The sequence below is a fragment of the Blastococcus sp. SYSU DS0669 genome, assembly GCF_054050895.1.
This window is the reverse complement of record NZ_JBJHAE010000008.1, coordinates 34,315-47,749: the sequence shown is the minus strand read 5'-3', so window position 1 is coordinate 47,749 and position 13,435 is coordinate 34,315. Positions and strand designations below refer to the sequence as shown.

Here is a 13,435-nt window from a genome sequence, read left to right as displayed (position 1 = left end):
CGCCTGGCCGCGGTGTCGTCCGGAGGACGACAGATCACGCAGCGAGGCGCTTCATCGTCTCCACGGTGCGCAGGCGGGCCTCGCGGCTGTCGTCGAGCGGCTGGAGCATCAGCGTCGTGACGCCGGCCTCGGCGAACGCGGCGATCCGCTCGGCCACGTACCCCTCCGGGCCGATGAGCGACGACGCGCGCACCAGCTCGTCGGGCACCGCGGCGGCGGCCTCGTCCTTCCGGCCGTCCAGGTAGAGGTCCTGGATCGTCTTCGCCTCGGCCTCGTAGCCGTACCGGACGGCGAGGTCGTTGTAGAAGTTCTTGCCGCGCGCTCCCATGCCGCCGATGTACAGGGCGAGGGAGGGGCGCACGTAGTCGAGCAGCTTCTCGACGTCCTCGCCGATCGCCACGGGCACCCCGGTGACGATCTGCAGCTCACCGAGGGCGGCGTCCCGCTTGGCCTTGCCGGCCGCGAGAGAGTCCCCCCAGACCGAGGCAGCCTTCTCCGGGACGAAGAAGATGGGCTCCCACGCCTCGGCGATCTCGGCGGCCAGCTCCACGTTCTTGGGGCCCAGGGCGGCCAGCATCACCGGGACGCGCTCGCGCACCGGGGTGTTGATCAGCTTGAGCGGCTTGCCGAGCCCGGTGCCCTGGTCGGCCGGCAGCGGCACCGTGTACTTCTTGCCCTGGTGGTCCAGGCGCTCCCGGCGCCAGACCTGGCGGCAGATCTCGACCACCTCGCGGGTGCGCTGCAGCGGGGCGTCGTAGGCGACGCCGTGCCAGCCCTCGATCACCTGCGGCCCCGACGCCCCCAGCCCGAGGGTGAAGCGCCCGCCGGAGACGAAGTCGAGCCCGGCCGCCGTCATGGCGGTCAGCGCCGGCGTGCGGCTGTAGATGGGCAGGATGGCGCTGAGCAGCTCGACCCGCTCCGTCACGGCGGCCAGGTAGCCGATCTGGCTGACCGCGTCGAAGGTGTAGACCTCGGCGACGGCGGCGACGTCGAGCCCCGCCGACTCGAGGTCGCGGATCTCCGCCGCCGTCTCCTGGAAGCCACCGCTGTAGCTGGCCTGGATGCCGATGCGCACGTGCACTCCTCTGTGTCGCGGCACCATCGTTGGCGCCGTCCCGCACGCTATCGGTCGCCGTACGGGACAGCGGAGGAGCTGTGCCGAGGGCGCGGGCGGGGGTAGTCTCCGCAGGGTTCCGGCCCCTGCCCGGCCCCTCCGGTCGACGTGTCGACCGGTGTGAGGGACCCGGCTTTGACCGCCTGTTCAGGCACGGGTATCGTGGTCAGCCGTGCCCAGGGTGCCCTGGGCCTGCTCCCGTTCGCGGTGCGTCTGGGGGGCCGGAGGCGACAGCCTCCCGGTCACCGAGGACCACCTCCCGGCCTCGCCGGAAGGTGGCGGCGCCGGAGTCGCGAGGGGCAACCGAGTTCGGTCTGACACCGGACCGGTCCTGGGAAGGGCAACACGCCCGACCGCGTGGACCGGACATGGAACACGGCCGGGGTCGGGGAGGTTCCGACCAGGGACCGGCACCCCAGCACCACCCCCCAGAGCAGCACACAGACGAGCACCACCCCAGCGCAGGTAGGAGATCCAGGCCACCCATGCCCACGATCAACCAGCTGGTCCGCAAGGGCCGCGAGGACAAGGTCGAGAAGACCAAGACCCCGGCGCTGAAGGGTTCGCCCCAGCGTCGCGGAGTCTGCACGCGCGTGTACACGACGACGCCGAAGAAGCCGAACTCGGCGCTGCGCAAGGTCGCTCGCGTCCGCCTGACCAGTGGCATCGAGGTGACCGCCTACATCCCGGGCGTCGGCCACAACCTGCAGGAGCACTCGATGGTGCTCGTGCGCGGCGGCCGTGTGAAGGACCTGCCCGGCGTCCGCTACAAGATCATCCGCGGCTCGCTGGACACCCAGGGTGTCCGGAACCGCAAGCAGGCTCGCAGCCGGTACGGCGCGAAGAAGGAGAAGAGCTAATGCCGCGCAAGGGCCCCGCGCCGAAGCGTCCGCTGGTCGCCGACCCGGTGTACCAGTCGCCGCTGGTCACCCAGCTGGTGAACAAGGTGCTGGTCGACGGCAAGCGCTCGGTCGCCGAGGCGATCGTCTACGGCGCCCTCGAGGGTGCCCGCGCCAAGACCGACACCGACCCGGTCGTCACGCTCAAGCGCGCGCTGGACAACGTGAAGCCGGCCCTCGAGGTCCGCAGCCGCCGCGTCGGTGGTGCGACCTACCAGGTCCCGGTCGAGGTCCGCGCCTCCCGCAGCACCACGCTCGGCCTGCGCTGGCTCATCCAGTACAGCCGGGCCCGCCGCGAGAAGACGATGACCGAGCGCCTGATGAACGAGCTGCTCGACGCGAGCAACGGCCTCGGTGCCGCCGTCAAGCGGCGCGAGGACACGCACAAGATGGCCGAGTCGAACAAGGCCTTCGCGCACTACCGCTGGTAACCACCAGCGCCCGCCGTCGGCGGGACTCCCGGGCGCCTCTGGACGTCGCAGCCCCGGCACCCGCACACGGACCTGATCCAAGAGGAGAAGCAATGGCCAGCAACGAGGCCCAGCTCCGCAAGACCCGCAACATCGGGATCATGGCGCACATCGACGCCGGCAAGACGACCACCACCGAGCGCATCCTCTTCTACACCGGTATCACGTACAAGATCGGTGAGGTCCACGACGGCGCGGCCACGATGGACTGGATGGAGCAGGAGCAGGAGCGCGGCATCACCATCACGTCGGCCGCGACGAAGTGCTCCTGGAACGGCCACGACATCAACATCATCGACACCCCCGGGCACGTCGACTTCACCGTCGAGGTGGAGCGCTCCCTGCGCGTGCTCGACGGTGCGGTCGCGGTCTACGACGGTGTGGCCGGTGTCGAGCCGCAGACCGAGCAGGTGTGGCGGCAGGCCGAGAAGTACGGCGTCCCGCGCATGTGCTTCGTCAACAAGCTCGACCGCACCGGTGCGGACTTCTTCCGCTGCGTCGACATGATGGTCGAGCGCCTCGGGGCCAACCCGCTGGTGCTGCAGCTGCCCATCGGCGCCGAGGCCGACTTCATCGGTGTCGTCGACCTGGTCACCATGAAGGCGCTCACCTGGCGCGGCGAGACCAAGATGGGCGAGGACTACGCCGTCGAGGAGATCCCGGCCGAGCTCGCCGACCAGGCCGCCGAGTACCGCGAGAAGCTGCTCGAGAACATCGCCGACTTCGACGACTCGCTCATGGAGGACTACCTCGGTGGCGAGGAGATCGAGGTCGACCGCCTGAAGGCGGCGATCCGCAAGGCCACCATCGGCGGGCAGGTCAACCCGGTGCTCACGGGCACGGCGTTCAAGAACAAGGGCGTGCAGCCCCTGCTGGACGCCGTCGTGGACTACCTCCCGAGCCCGCTCGACATCGAGGCGATCGTCGGCACGGCCCTGGACGGCGAGACCGAGGTCCTGCGGCACGCCGACGAGGACGAGCCGTTCTCGGCGCTGGCGTTCAAGATCCAGACCGACCAGCACCTCGGCAAGCTGACCTACGTCCGCGTCTACTCCGGCCGGCTCGACGCCGGGTCCCCGGTGCTCAACAGCACCAAGGACCGCAAGGAGCGGATCGGCAAGATCTACCAGATGCACGCCAACAAGCGCGAGGAGCGTGCCGGCGTGGGCGCCGGTCAGATCGTCGCGGTCAACGGGCTCAAGCAGACGACGACGGGTGACACCCTCTGCGACCCGCAGAAGCCGGTGATCCTCGAGTCGATGTCCTTCCCCGCTCCGGTCATCTCGGTCGCCATCGAGCCGAAGACCAAGAGCGACCAGGAGAAGCTCGGCACCGCGATCCAGAAGCTCGCCGAGGAGGACCCGACCTTTCAGGTGAAGCTGGACGAGGAGACCGGTCAGACGGTCATCTCGGGCATGGGCGAGCTCCACCTGGAGATCCTCGTCGACCGCATGCGCCGCGAGTTCAACGTCGAGGCGAACGTCGGCAAGCCGCAGGTGGCCTACCGCGAGACGATCCGCAAGGCCGTCGAGCGCTACGACTACACCCACAAGAAGCAGACCGGTGGCTCCGGCCAGTTCGCGAAGGTGCAGATCGCCATCGAGCCGCTCCCCACGGGGGGCGACGCGGCGACCTACGAGTTCGAGAACAAGGTCACCGGTGGTCGTGTCCCGAAGGAGTACATCCCCTCGGTCGACCAGGGCATGCAGGACGCCATGCAGTACGGCGTGCTGGCCGGCTACCCCATGGTGGGGGTCAAGGCCAGCCTGCTCGACGGCCAGTACCACGAGGTCGACTCCTCGGAGATGGCCTTCAAGATCGCTGGATCGATCGCCTTCAAGGAGGCTGCGCGCAAGGCCGACCCGGCCCTGCTCGAGCCGCTGATGGCGGTCGAGGTCACGACGCCCGAGGACAACATGGGCGACGTCATCGGCGACCTGAACTCCCGCCGCGGGATCATCCAGGCGATGGAGGAGCGCTCCGGCGCCCGCATCGTCCGGGCCCTGGTGCCGCTGTCGGAGATGTTCGGCTACGTGGGCGACCTGCGCAGCCGCACCCAGGGACGGGCGAGCTACTCCATGGTGTTCGACTCGTACGCCGAGGTCCCGGCCAACGTCGCCAAGGAGATCATCGCCAAGGCGACCGGCGAGTAACCGGAGTGCGGGCGGCCCCGCCCGCGCTCCCCGAGCACAGCCCCACCCCAGAGCACGCACCACCTGCGTAACCACGAGGAGAGGAACCCAGTGGCCAAGGCCAAGTTCGAGCGGACCAAGCCGCACGTCAACATCGGCACCATCGGGCACATCGACCACGGCAAGACGACGCTGACCGCGGCGATCACCAAGGTCCTGCACGACAAGTACCCGGACCTCAACGAGGCCTCGGCGTTCGACCAGATCGACAAGGCGCCCGAGGAGAAGGCTCGCGGCATCACGATCTCGATCGCGCACGTCGAGTACCAGACCGAGAACCGGCACTACGCGCACGTCGACTGCCCCGGGCACGCCGACTACATCAAGAACATGATCACCGGTGCCGCCCAGATGGACGGCGCGATCCTCGTCGTGGCCGCCACCGACGGCCCGATGCCGCAGACCAAGGAGCACGTCCTCCTGGCCCGTCAGGTCGGCGTCCCCTACATCGTCGTGGCCCTCAACAAGGCCGACATGGTCGACGACGAGGAGATCCTGGAGCTCGTCGAGCTCGAGGTGCGCGAGCTCCTCAGCGAGTACGAGTTCCCGGGCGACGACGTCCCCGTGGTCCGCGTCTCGGCGCTCAAGGCCCTCGAGGGCGACGCCGAGTGGGGCGACAAGCTCATGGAGCTGATGAACGCCGTCGACACCGCGATCCCCGAGCCGGAGCGCGAGATCGACAAGCCGTTCCTCATGCCCGTCGAGGACGTCTTCACGATCACCGGTCGTGGCACGGTCGTCACCGGCCGCGTCGAGCGCGGCATCGTCAAGGTCTCCGAGGAGATCGAGATCGTCGGTATCCGCGAGGGTTCGACGAAGACCACCGTCACCGGTGTCGAGATGTTCCGCAAGCTGCTCGACCAGGGCCAGGCCGGCGACAACGTGGGTCTGCTCCTCCGCGGCATCAAGCGCGAGGACGTGGAGCGCGGCCAGGTCGTCGTGAAGCCCGGCTCGATCACCCCGCACACCAACTTCGAGGGCTCGGTCTACATCCTCTCGAAGGACGAGGGTGGCCGTCACACGCCGTTCTTCAACAACTACCGTCCCCAGTTCTACTTCCGGACGACGGACGTGACGGGCGTCGTGACCCTGCCCGCCGGCACCGAGATGGTCATGCCGGGCGACAACACCGAGATGACGGTGGAGCTCATCCAGCCCATCGCCATGGAGGAGGGTCTCCGGTTCGCCATCCGCGAGGGTGGCCGTACCGTGGGCGCCGGGCGCGTCACCAAGATCATCAAGTAACACCCTGACGGGCGGCGGCCGGGGAACCGGCCGCCGCCCGGCCATGGGCTCGGGCGTGCGACGCCGGAGCCACCCCCCGGGTCGTCAGACCCACGGGTCAGCAGACCCACTTGATCTTTCACAACCGATCGGCAGGAGCGAGAACAGGCGATGGCGGGACAGAAGATCCGCATCCGGCTGAAGGCCTACGACCACGAGGCGATCGATGCCTCGGCGCGGCGCATCGTGGACACGGTGACGAAGACCGGAGCGCGCGTCGTCGGCCCGGTGCCGCTGCCGACGGAGAAGAACGTGTACGCCGTGATCCGGTCTCCGCACAAGTACAAGGACTCCTTCGAGCACTTCGAGATGCGGACCCACAAGCGGCTCATCGACATCCTCGACCCGACGCCGAAGACGGTCGACGCGCTCATGCGCATCGACCTGCCGGCCTCGGTCGACGTCAACATTCAGTAAGGGCAGTCAGCAGACATGGCGAGCACATTCCGTGGTCTCCTCGGCGAGAAGCTGGGGATGACCCAGGTTTTCGACGAGAACAACCGCCTCGTGCCGGTGACCGTCGTCAAGGCGGGCCCGTGTGTGGTGACCCAGGTGCGCACCCCCGAGGTCGACGGCTACTCCGCCGTCCAGCTCGGGTTCGGCGAGATCGACCCGCGCAAGGTGAACCGTCCTGAGGGCGGGCATTTCACCAAGGCGGGCGTGACGCCGCGGCGCCACCTGGTGGAGCTGCGCACCTCCGATGCGGGGAGCTACACGGTCGGCCAGGAGCTGACCGCCGAGGTGTTCGACGGCGTCGCGAAGGTCGACGTCATCGGCACGAGCAAGGGCAAGGGCACCGCCGGTGTCATGAAGCGTCACGGCTTCAAGGGCCTCGGCGCGGCGCACGGCACCCAGCGCAAGCACCGGTCGCCGGGCTCCATCGGTGGCGCCTCGACGCCGGGCCGGGTCTTCAAGGGCCTGCGCATGGCCGGCCGCATGGGCGCGGTCAAGACCACGACCCTGTCGCTGGTCGTCCACAAGGTGGACGCCGAGCGCGGTCTGCTGCTGATCAAGGGCGCCATCCCCGGCCCGAAGGGCGGCCTCGTGCTCGTCCGTTCGGCCGTCAAGGGCGGGCCCGTGGGGAGTGACGACAAGTGACCTCATCGACCGACACGCGCACCGACCGCCAGGTCGACGTCCGCACCCCGGCGGGGGAGACCTCCGGCAGCGTCACGCTGCCCGGTGAGCTCTTCGACGCCAGCGCGAACGTCTCCCTGATGCACCAGGTGGTCGTCGCCCAGCTGGCTGCGGCCCGTCAGGGCACGCACGCCACGAAGACGCGGGGCCAGGTGAGCGGTGGTGGCGCCAAGCCGTACCGCCAGAAGGGCACCGGTCGCGCCCGCCAGGGTTCGACGCGTGCGCCGCAGTTCGCCGGTGGTGGCATCGTCCACGGCCCGCAGCCGCGCAACTACGAGCAGAAGACCCCGAAGAAGATGAAGGCCGCCGCCCTGCGCGGTGCCCTCTCCGACCGGGCCCGCGAGGGCCGGGTGCACGTGGTCTCCGCGTTCGTCGACGGCGACGCCCCCAAGACGAAGGCCGCCCTCGCCACGCTGCACGCCGTCACCCAGGCCAAGCGCGTCCTCGTGGTCCTCGACCGCGACGACGTCCTCAACTGGGTGAGCCTGCGCAACGTGCCCGAGGTGCACCTGATCGAGGCCGGCCAGCTCAACACGTACGACGTGCTGGTGTCCGACGAGGTGGTCTTCACCGAGACGGCGCTGGCGGAGTTCGTCGCGGGTCCGGCCAAGGGCAAGCGCTCCGGCGCAGACCTGCCGGACCTCGCCACCCACGAGACGCCGGGTGGCATCCCGTCCATCGCCCCCGCCGTCGGTGAGGGCACCGTCGAAGAGACCACCGAGGAGAAGGCATGAGCGTCCGCGACCCCCGGGACGTCCTGCTCGCCCCGGTCATCTCCGAGAAGAGCTACGGCCTTCTCGACGGCAACCAGTACACGTTCATCGTGCGGCCGGATGCCAACAAGACGCAGATCAAGATCGCGGTCGAGCAGATCTTCAAGGTGAAGGTCCTCGGCGTGAACACGATCAACCGCCAGGGCAAGCGCAAGCGCAGCCGCGGCGCGCAGATGGGCAAGCGCAAGGACACCAAGCGCGCCATCGTCTCCGTGGCTGCCGGCGACCGCATCGAAATCTTCGGTGGTCCCGGCGCCTGAGCGCCTGGACCGTTCGGACCAGAGATAGAGGACTGAGTCAGCAATGGCTATCCGCAAGTACAAGCCGACGACGCCGGGCCGCCGCGGCTCCAGCGTCGCCGACTTCGCCGAGGTCACGCGAGACCACCCCGAGAAGTCGCTGGTCCGACCGCTGCACGGTCGTGGCGGGCGCAACGTGCACGGGAAGGTCACCGCTCGTCACCAGGGCGGTGGGCACAAGCGCGCGTACCGGGTGATCGACTTCCGTCGCGCCGACAAGGACGGCGTGCCGGCCAAGGTCGCGCACATCGAGTACGACCCGAACCGCACCTCGCGGATCGCGCTCCTGCACTTCGCCGACGGCGAGAAGCGCTACATCATCGCCCCGGCGCGGCTCAAGCAGGGCGACCTGGTGGAGTGCGGCCCCGCCGCCGACATCAAGCCCGGCAACAACCTGCCGCTGCGGAACATCCCGGTCGGCACCGTGGTTCATGCCATCGAGCTCCGTCCCGGTGGCGGCGCGAAGATCGCCCGCTCCGCGGGGACCAGCGTCCAGCTGGTCGCCCGTGAGGGTCGCTTCGCGCAGCTCCGCATGCCGTCGGGCGAGATCCGCAACGTCGACGTGCGCTGCCGCGCGACCGTCGGCGAGGTGGGCAACGCCGAGCAGTCGAACATCAACTGGGGCAAGGCCGGCCGCATGCGGTGGAAGGGCAAGCGCCCGACCGTCCGCGGTGTCGCCATGAACCCGGTGGACCACCCGCACGGTGGTGGTGAGGGCAAGACCTCCGGTGGTCGCCACCCGGTGAACCCGAAGGGCAAGCCGGAGGGCCGGACGCGCAAGCGGAAGGCCAGTGACGCCCTGATCGTGCGCCGCCGGCGCACCAACAAGAAGCGCTGAGCCCGGGTTCCCCGGCGGTTATGGAGAGTCCGTTATGCCACGCAGCCTGAAGAAGGGCCCGTTCGTCGACGACCACCTGCTCGCCAAGGTGGACGCCCAGAACGCCAAGGGCACCAAGAACGTGATCCGTACCTGGTCACGCCGCTCGACGATCATCCCGGACATGCTCGGCCACACCCTCGCGGTGCACGACGGCCGCAAGCACGTCCCGGTGTTCGTCACCGAGGCGATGGTCGGGCACAAGCTCGGGGAGTTCGCGCCCACGCGCACGTTCCGCGGGCACGTCAAGGACGACCGCCGCTCGCGGCGGGGCTGACCAGGTAGAGAGAGATTCAGATGACTTCCCAGTTGGGACAGGAGGCGCCGGTCGCCCGGGCTACGGCCCGGTTCGTCCGCGTGACCCCCATGAAGGCCCGCCGAGTGGTGGACCTGATCCGCTACCTGCCGACCGACGAGGCGCTGGCGCTGCTGCGCTTCGCCCCGCAGTCGGCCAGTGAGCCGGTCGCCAAGGTCGTCGCCAGCGCGGTGGCCAACGCCGAGCACAACCTGCAGCTGGACCCGGCTGCACTCGTGGTCAGCGCGGCGTACGTCGACGAGGGCCCCACGCTGAAGCGGATCCGTCCGCGTGCGCAGGGCCGGGCGTTCCGCATCAACAAGCGGACCAGCCACATCACCATCGAGGTGAGCGAGGTGGCCAGCAGCGCCGTCCTCGCGCAGAAGTCGCGCAAGGCGCGCCGGGACACCGGTCAGTCGGGCCCGGCCACCCAGCAGTCCACCAGCAACACGAGGGGAGGGACCCGATAGTGGGTCAGAAGGTCAACCCGCACGGGTTCCGACTCGGGATCACCACCGACTACAAGTCCCGGTGGTACGCGGACAAGCTGTACAAGGACTACGTCAAGGAAGACGTCGCGATCCGCAAGCTCATGTCCAAGGGCATGGAGCGGGCCGGCATCTCCAAGGTGGAGATCGAGCGCACCCGTGACCGGGTCCGCGTCGACATCCACACCGCCCGCCCGGGCATCGTCATCGGCCGCCGCGGCGCCGAGGCCGACCGCATCCGCGGCGAGCTCGAGAAGCTCACCGGCAAGCAGGTGCAGCTGAACATCCTCGAGGTCAAGAACCCCGAGTCGGACGCGCAGCTGGTCGCCCAGGGCGTCGCCGAGCAGCTCTCCAGCCGGGTCAGCTTCCGCCGCGCGATGCGCAAGGCCATGCAGTCGGCCCAGCGCAGCCCGCAGGTCAAGGGCATCCGGGTGCAGTGCTCCGGTCGCCTCGGCGGCACGGAGATGAGCCGCTCGGAGTTCTACCGCGAGGGCCGCGTGCCCCTGCACACGCTCCGCGCGAACATCGACTACGGCATCTACGAGGCCCGGACGACCTTCGGTCGCATCGGCGTCAAGGTGTGGATCTACAAGGGCGACGTCAGCGGCTCGCGCGCCGAGCGCGCCGCCCTCGAGGCCCTCGCCGACCGCCAGCAGCGTCGTGAGCGGGCCCAGCGGCCCCAGCGGCGTTCGGGTTCCTCGGGCACCACCGCCGGGGGCACCGAGGCCGGGCGTGCCGCGGTCCAGTCCTCGACCGGTCCGGTGGCCGACGCGCCGACCGACACCACGGATGCCGTGGTCGCGCAGACCTCCGGTGAGGTCGCTCCCGAGCAGACCATCGCCGAGGCGGCCGGCCCCGAGGCCACCGCTGCCGCCGAGGCCGCGTCGTCGACGGCCCCGCCCGCCCAGAACACGGAGAGCTGAGCCATGCTCATCCCACGGCGCGTCAAGCACCGCAAGCAGCACCATCCGAGCCGCACCGGCCGGGCCAAGGGCGGCACCGAGATCAACTTCGGTGAGTACGCGATCCAGGCCCTGGAGCCGGCGTACGTGACCAACCGGCAGATCGAGTCGGCGCGTATCGCGATGACCCGGCACATCCGTCGTGGCGGAAAGGTGTGGATCTCGATCTACCCCGACCGTCCGCTGACCAAGAAGCCCGCCGAGACCCGCATGGGCTCCGGTAAGGGCTCGCCCGAGTGGTGGGTGGCCAACGTCAAGCCCGGCCGCGTGCTGTTCGAGCTGTCCGGTGTCGCCGAGCCCGTGGCCCGCGAGGCCATGCGCCGCGCGATCCACAAGCTGCCGATGAAGTGCCGCTTCATCACGCGTGAAGGAGAAGTGTGATGGCCGCTGGTCTGACCGCTCCCGAGCTGCGCGAGCTCTCCGTCGATGAGCTCGCCGCGCGGCTGCGCGAGTCGAAGGAAGAACTGTTCAACCTGCGGTTCCAGGTGGCCACCGGCCAGCTGGACAACAACCGGCGACTGCAGACCGTCCGCCGCGACATCGCCCGGATCTACACGATCATGCGCGAGCGCGAGCTGGGTCTCTCGGTCGCCCCGAGCGAGGGTGTGGCATGAGCGAGACCCAGCAGTCGTCCGGCCCCGGCCTGGCCGGCCGTGGCTACCGCAAGGTCCGCGAGGGCCTCGTCGTCAGCGACAAGATGGAGAAGACCATCGTCGTCGAGGTCGAGGACCGCGTGAAGCACGGCCTGTACGGCAAGGTCATCCGGCGGACCAGCAAGCTGAAGGCCCACGACGAGCAGGGGGTCGCCGGCATCGGTGACCGCGTGCAGATCATGGAGACCCGGCCGACGTCGGCCACCAAGCGGTGGCGGCTGGTCGAGGTCATCGAGAAGGCCAAGTAAGCCCAGCAGGAGGCGGCCCGGCAGGGCCGCGACGGGTAGGAGTACCCTGAACGACTGGCGCGCACCCCACCGCTCGACGGGGGTCGCGCGCCGCATCCCGGTACCCGTGCTTCGGACGCACCGGCGGCAGCAGCCGTCGGTGCGTCCGCACGCGAGTGCCGGACAGCCGGTTCACCGTTCCGGCCCGGCTGTCACCACAAGTATTGGGGAGTAGGACGTGATCCAGCAGGAGTCGCGGCTGCGAGTCGCCGACAACACCGGTGCGAAGGAGATCCTCTGCATCCGGGTTCTCGGTGGCTCCGGGCGACGCTACGCGGGCATCGGCGACGTCATCGTCGGCACCGTGAAGGACGCGCTGCCGGGTGCCGGCGTCAAGAAGGGCGACGTGGTCAAGGCCGTCGTCGTCCGCACGGTGAAGGAGCGGCGTCGTCCCGACGGCTCCTACATCCGCTTCGACGAGAACGCCGCTGTCATCATCCGCGACAGCGGCGACCCGCGCGGTACGCGCATCTTCGGGCCCGTCGGCCGGGAGCTCCGCGACAAGCGCTTCATGCGGATCATCTCGCTCGCCCCGGAGGTGCTGTGATCATGGCTGCTGCCAGCAACGGCAAGACGCCGTCGATGAAGGTCAAGAAGGGCGACACCGTCCTCGTGCTGTCCGGCAAGGACAAGGGCGCGAAGGGGCGTGTCATCGCTGCCTACCCCAAGCTCCAGCGCGTGCTGGTCGAGGGTGTCGGCCGCGTGCGCAAGCACACCCGCATCAGCTCGAACCAGCGCGGCGCCCAGCAGGGCGGGATCGTCACGCAGGAGGCGCCCATCCACGTGAGCAACGTGATGGTGGTCGACTCCGAGGAGAAGCCGACCCGGGTCGGCTACCGCAAGGACGAGGAAGGCCGCAGCATCCGGGTCTCGCGGCGCACCGGTAAGGACCTCTGAACCTCATGAGCGCACCCACCCGTGAGCTGCCCCGCATGCTCGCCCACTACCGCGAGACGATCGTGCCCGCCCTCCAGTCGGAGTTCGGCTACGAGAACGTCATGCAGATCCCGCGCCTGACGAAGATCGTCGTCAACATGGGCGTCGGCGAGGCCACCCGCGACGCGAAGCTGATGGACGGCGCGGTCCGCGACCTCACCGCCATCACCGGCCAGAAGCCGGCTGTCGTCCGGGCCCGCAAGTCCATCGCGCAGTTCAAGCTCCGCGAGGGCATGCCCATCGGCGCGAAGGTCACCCTCCGCGGCGACCGCATGTGGGAGTTCCTCGACCGCCTGCTGTCGCTCGCCCTGCCCCGCATCCGTGACTTCCGCGGCCTCAATGCCAAGCAGTTCGACGGCAACGGCAACTACACGTTCGGCCTGACCGAGCAGTCGATGTTCCGCGAGATCGACGTCGACAAGATCGACCGTCCGCGCGGCATGGACATCACGCTGGTCACGACCGCGACCAACGACGAGGAGGGTCGCGAGCTGCTCCGCCAGCTCGGCTTCCCCTTCGCCGGCCAGCCCGTCATCACGACCGTCCGCTGAGCCGGGCAGGAGAGAAGAGATGGCCAAGAAGGCGCTGATCAACAAGGCAGCTCGCACCCCCAAGTTCAAGGTGCGCGGCTACACCCGCTGCCAGCGGTGCGGTCGCCCGCACTCGGTCTTCCGCAAGTTCGGCCTGTGCCGGATCTGCCTGCGGGAGATGGCTCACGCCGGGGAGCTCCCCGGCGTCCGTAAGAGCTCCTGGTAGAAGGACTCGGCTG

20 protein-coding genes are annotated in these 13,435 nt (G+C 69.3%); 19 read left to right on the top strand and 1 reads right to left on the bottom strand.

The window, feature by feature from the left end:
* Positions 1-34 precede the first annotated feature (34 nt).
* The gene (locus ACI792_RS10785) at positions 35-1,075 is read right to left on the bottom strand and encodes an LLM class F420-dependent oxidoreductase (RefSeq protein ID WP_456602574.1); all 1,041 of its coding nucleotides are present in this window, start codon (positions 1,073-1,075) and stop codon (positions 35-37) included.
* 524 nt (positions 1,076-1,599) lie between these two features.
* Between ACI792_RS10785 and rpsL the strand changes: the two genes are divergently transcribed.
* From rpsL to ACI792_RS10690, 19 genes are all read left to right on the top strand, one after another.
* The gene (gene rpsL, locus ACI792_RS10780; RefSeq protein ID WP_012950487.1) at positions 1,600-1,974 is read left to right on the top strand and encodes a 30S ribosomal protein S12; all 375 of its coding nucleotides are present in this window, start codon (positions 1,600-1,602) and stop codon (positions 1,972-1,974) included.
* Positions 1,974-2,444: a 30S ribosomal protein S7 gene (rpsG, locus tag ACI792_RS10775; RefSeq protein WP_091929116.1), complete on the top strand. Its 471-nt coding sequence runs from the start codon at positions 1,974-1,976 to the stop codon at positions 2,442-2,444. Before rpsL ends, rpsG begins: the two co-directional genes overlap by 1 nt.
* A gap of 92 nt (positions 2,445-2,536) precedes the next feature.
* Complete coding sequence (fusA, locus tag ACI792_RS10770; protein ID WP_456579671.1) at positions 2,537-4,636, top strand: elongation factor G; 2,100 nt, start codon at positions 2,537-2,539, stop codon at positions 4,634-4,636.
* A 90-nt stretch (positions 4,637-4,726) separates the two neighbouring features.
* On the top strand, positions 4,727-5,920 hold the full coding sequence (gene tuf, locus ACI792_RS10765; protein WP_246982518.1) for an elongation factor Tu: 1,194 nt from the start codon (positions 4,727-4,729) through the stop codon (positions 5,918-5,920).
* A 150-nt stretch (positions 5,921-6,070) separates the two neighbouring features.
* Positions 6,071-6,376: a 30S ribosomal protein S10 gene (gene rpsJ, locus ACI792_RS10760; RefSeq protein ID WP_091929113.1), complete on the top strand. Its 306-nt coding sequence runs from the start codon at positions 6,071-6,073 to the stop codon at positions 6,374-6,376.
* Between the two features lie 15 nt (positions 6,377-6,391).
* The gene (rplC, locus tag ACI792_RS10755) at positions 6,392-7,057 is read left to right on the top strand and encodes a 50S ribosomal protein L3 (RefSeq protein WP_456579670.1); all 666 of its coding nucleotides are present in this window, start codon (positions 6,392-6,394) and stop codon (positions 7,055-7,057) included.
* A complete protein-coding gene (gene rplD, locus ACI792_RS10750; protein WP_456579669.1) occupies positions 7,054-7,830 on the top strand; it encodes a 50S ribosomal protein L4 in 777 nt (258 codons plus the stop codon). The genes rplC and rplD overlap by 4 nt, the downstream gene beginning before the upstream one ends.
* The gene (rplW, locus tag ACI792_RS10745; RefSeq protein ID WP_091929110.1) at positions 7,827-8,129 is read left to right on the top strand and encodes a 50S ribosomal protein L23; all 303 of its coding nucleotides are present in this window, start codon (positions 7,827-7,829) and stop codon (positions 8,127-8,129) included. The genes rplD and rplW overlap by 4 nt, the downstream gene beginning before the upstream one ends.
* 43 nt (positions 8,130-8,172) lie before the next feature.
* Positions 8,173-9,006 carry a 50S ribosomal protein L2 gene (rplB, locus tag ACI792_RS10740; protein WP_456602573.1) on the top strand — a complete coding sequence of 278 codons (834 nt, stop codon included), beginning with the start codon at positions 8,173-8,175 and terminating at the stop codon, positions 9,004-9,006.
* Between the two features lie 34 nt (positions 9,007-9,040).
* Positions 9,041-9,322 carry a 30S ribosomal protein S19 gene (gene rpsS / locus ACI792_RS10735; RefSeq protein ID WP_236825796.1) on the top strand — a complete coding sequence of 94 codons (282 nt, stop codon included), beginning with the start codon at positions 9,041-9,043 and terminating at the stop codon, positions 9,320-9,322.
* A 20-nt stretch (positions 9,323-9,342) separates the two neighbouring features.
* Entirely contained in the window at positions 9,343-9,810 is a 468-nt protein-coding gene (rplV, locus tag ACI792_RS10730) for a 50S ribosomal protein L22 (RefSeq protein WP_091929107.1), read from the top strand.
* Entirely contained in the window at positions 9,810-10,751 is a 942-nt protein-coding gene (rpsC, locus tag ACI792_RS10725) for a 30S ribosomal protein S3 (RefSeq protein ID WP_456602572.1), read from the top strand. Before rplV ends, rpsC begins: the two co-directional genes overlap by 1 nt.
* Positions 10,752-10,754: 3 nt before the next feature.
* Complete coding sequence (gene rplP / locus ACI792_RS10720; protein WP_456579667.1) at positions 10,755-11,171, top strand: 50S ribosomal protein L16; 417 nt, start codon at positions 10,755-10,757, stop codon at positions 11,169-11,171.
* Positions 11,171-11,404, top strand: a complete 234-nt coding sequence (rpmC, locus tag ACI792_RS10715) for a 50S ribosomal protein L29 (protein ID WP_166531786.1) — start codon at positions 11,171-11,173, stop codon at positions 11,402-11,404. The genes rplP and rpmC overlap by 1 nt, the downstream gene beginning before the upstream one ends.
* Positions 11,401-11,691, top strand: coding sequence for a 30S ribosomal protein S17 (gene rpsQ, locus ACI792_RS10710; RefSeq protein WP_456560345.1), 291 nt, complete (start codon positions 11,401-11,403; stop codon positions 11,689-11,691). Before rpmC ends, rpsQ begins: the two co-directional genes overlap by 4 nt.
* A gap of 217 nt (positions 11,692-11,908) precedes the next feature.
* A complete protein-coding gene (rplN, locus tag ACI792_RS10705; protein ID WP_091929103.1) occupies positions 11,909-12,277 on the top strand; it encodes a 50S ribosomal protein L14 in 369 nt (122 codons plus the stop codon).
* 2 nt (positions 12,278-12,279) lie between these two features.
* Entirely contained in the window at positions 12,280-12,627 is a 348-nt protein-coding gene (gene rplX, locus ACI792_RS10700; RefSeq protein WP_456579665.1) for a 50S ribosomal protein L24, read from the top strand.
* Positions 12,628-12,632: 5 nt separating this feature from the next.
* Positions 12,633-13,217: a 50S ribosomal protein L5 gene (rplE, locus tag ACI792_RS10695; RefSeq protein WP_456560347.1), complete on the top strand. Its 585-nt coding sequence runs from the start codon at positions 12,633-12,635 to the stop codon at positions 13,215-13,217.
* 19 nt (positions 13,218-13,236) lie between these two features.
* Positions 13,237-13,422: a type Z 30S ribosomal protein S14 gene (locus tag ACI792_RS10690; RefSeq protein WP_091929101.1), complete on the top strand. Its 186-nt coding sequence runs from the start codon at positions 13,237-13,239 to the stop codon at positions 13,420-13,422.
* The last annotated feature ends 13 nt before the right edge of the window (positions 13,423-13,435 follow it).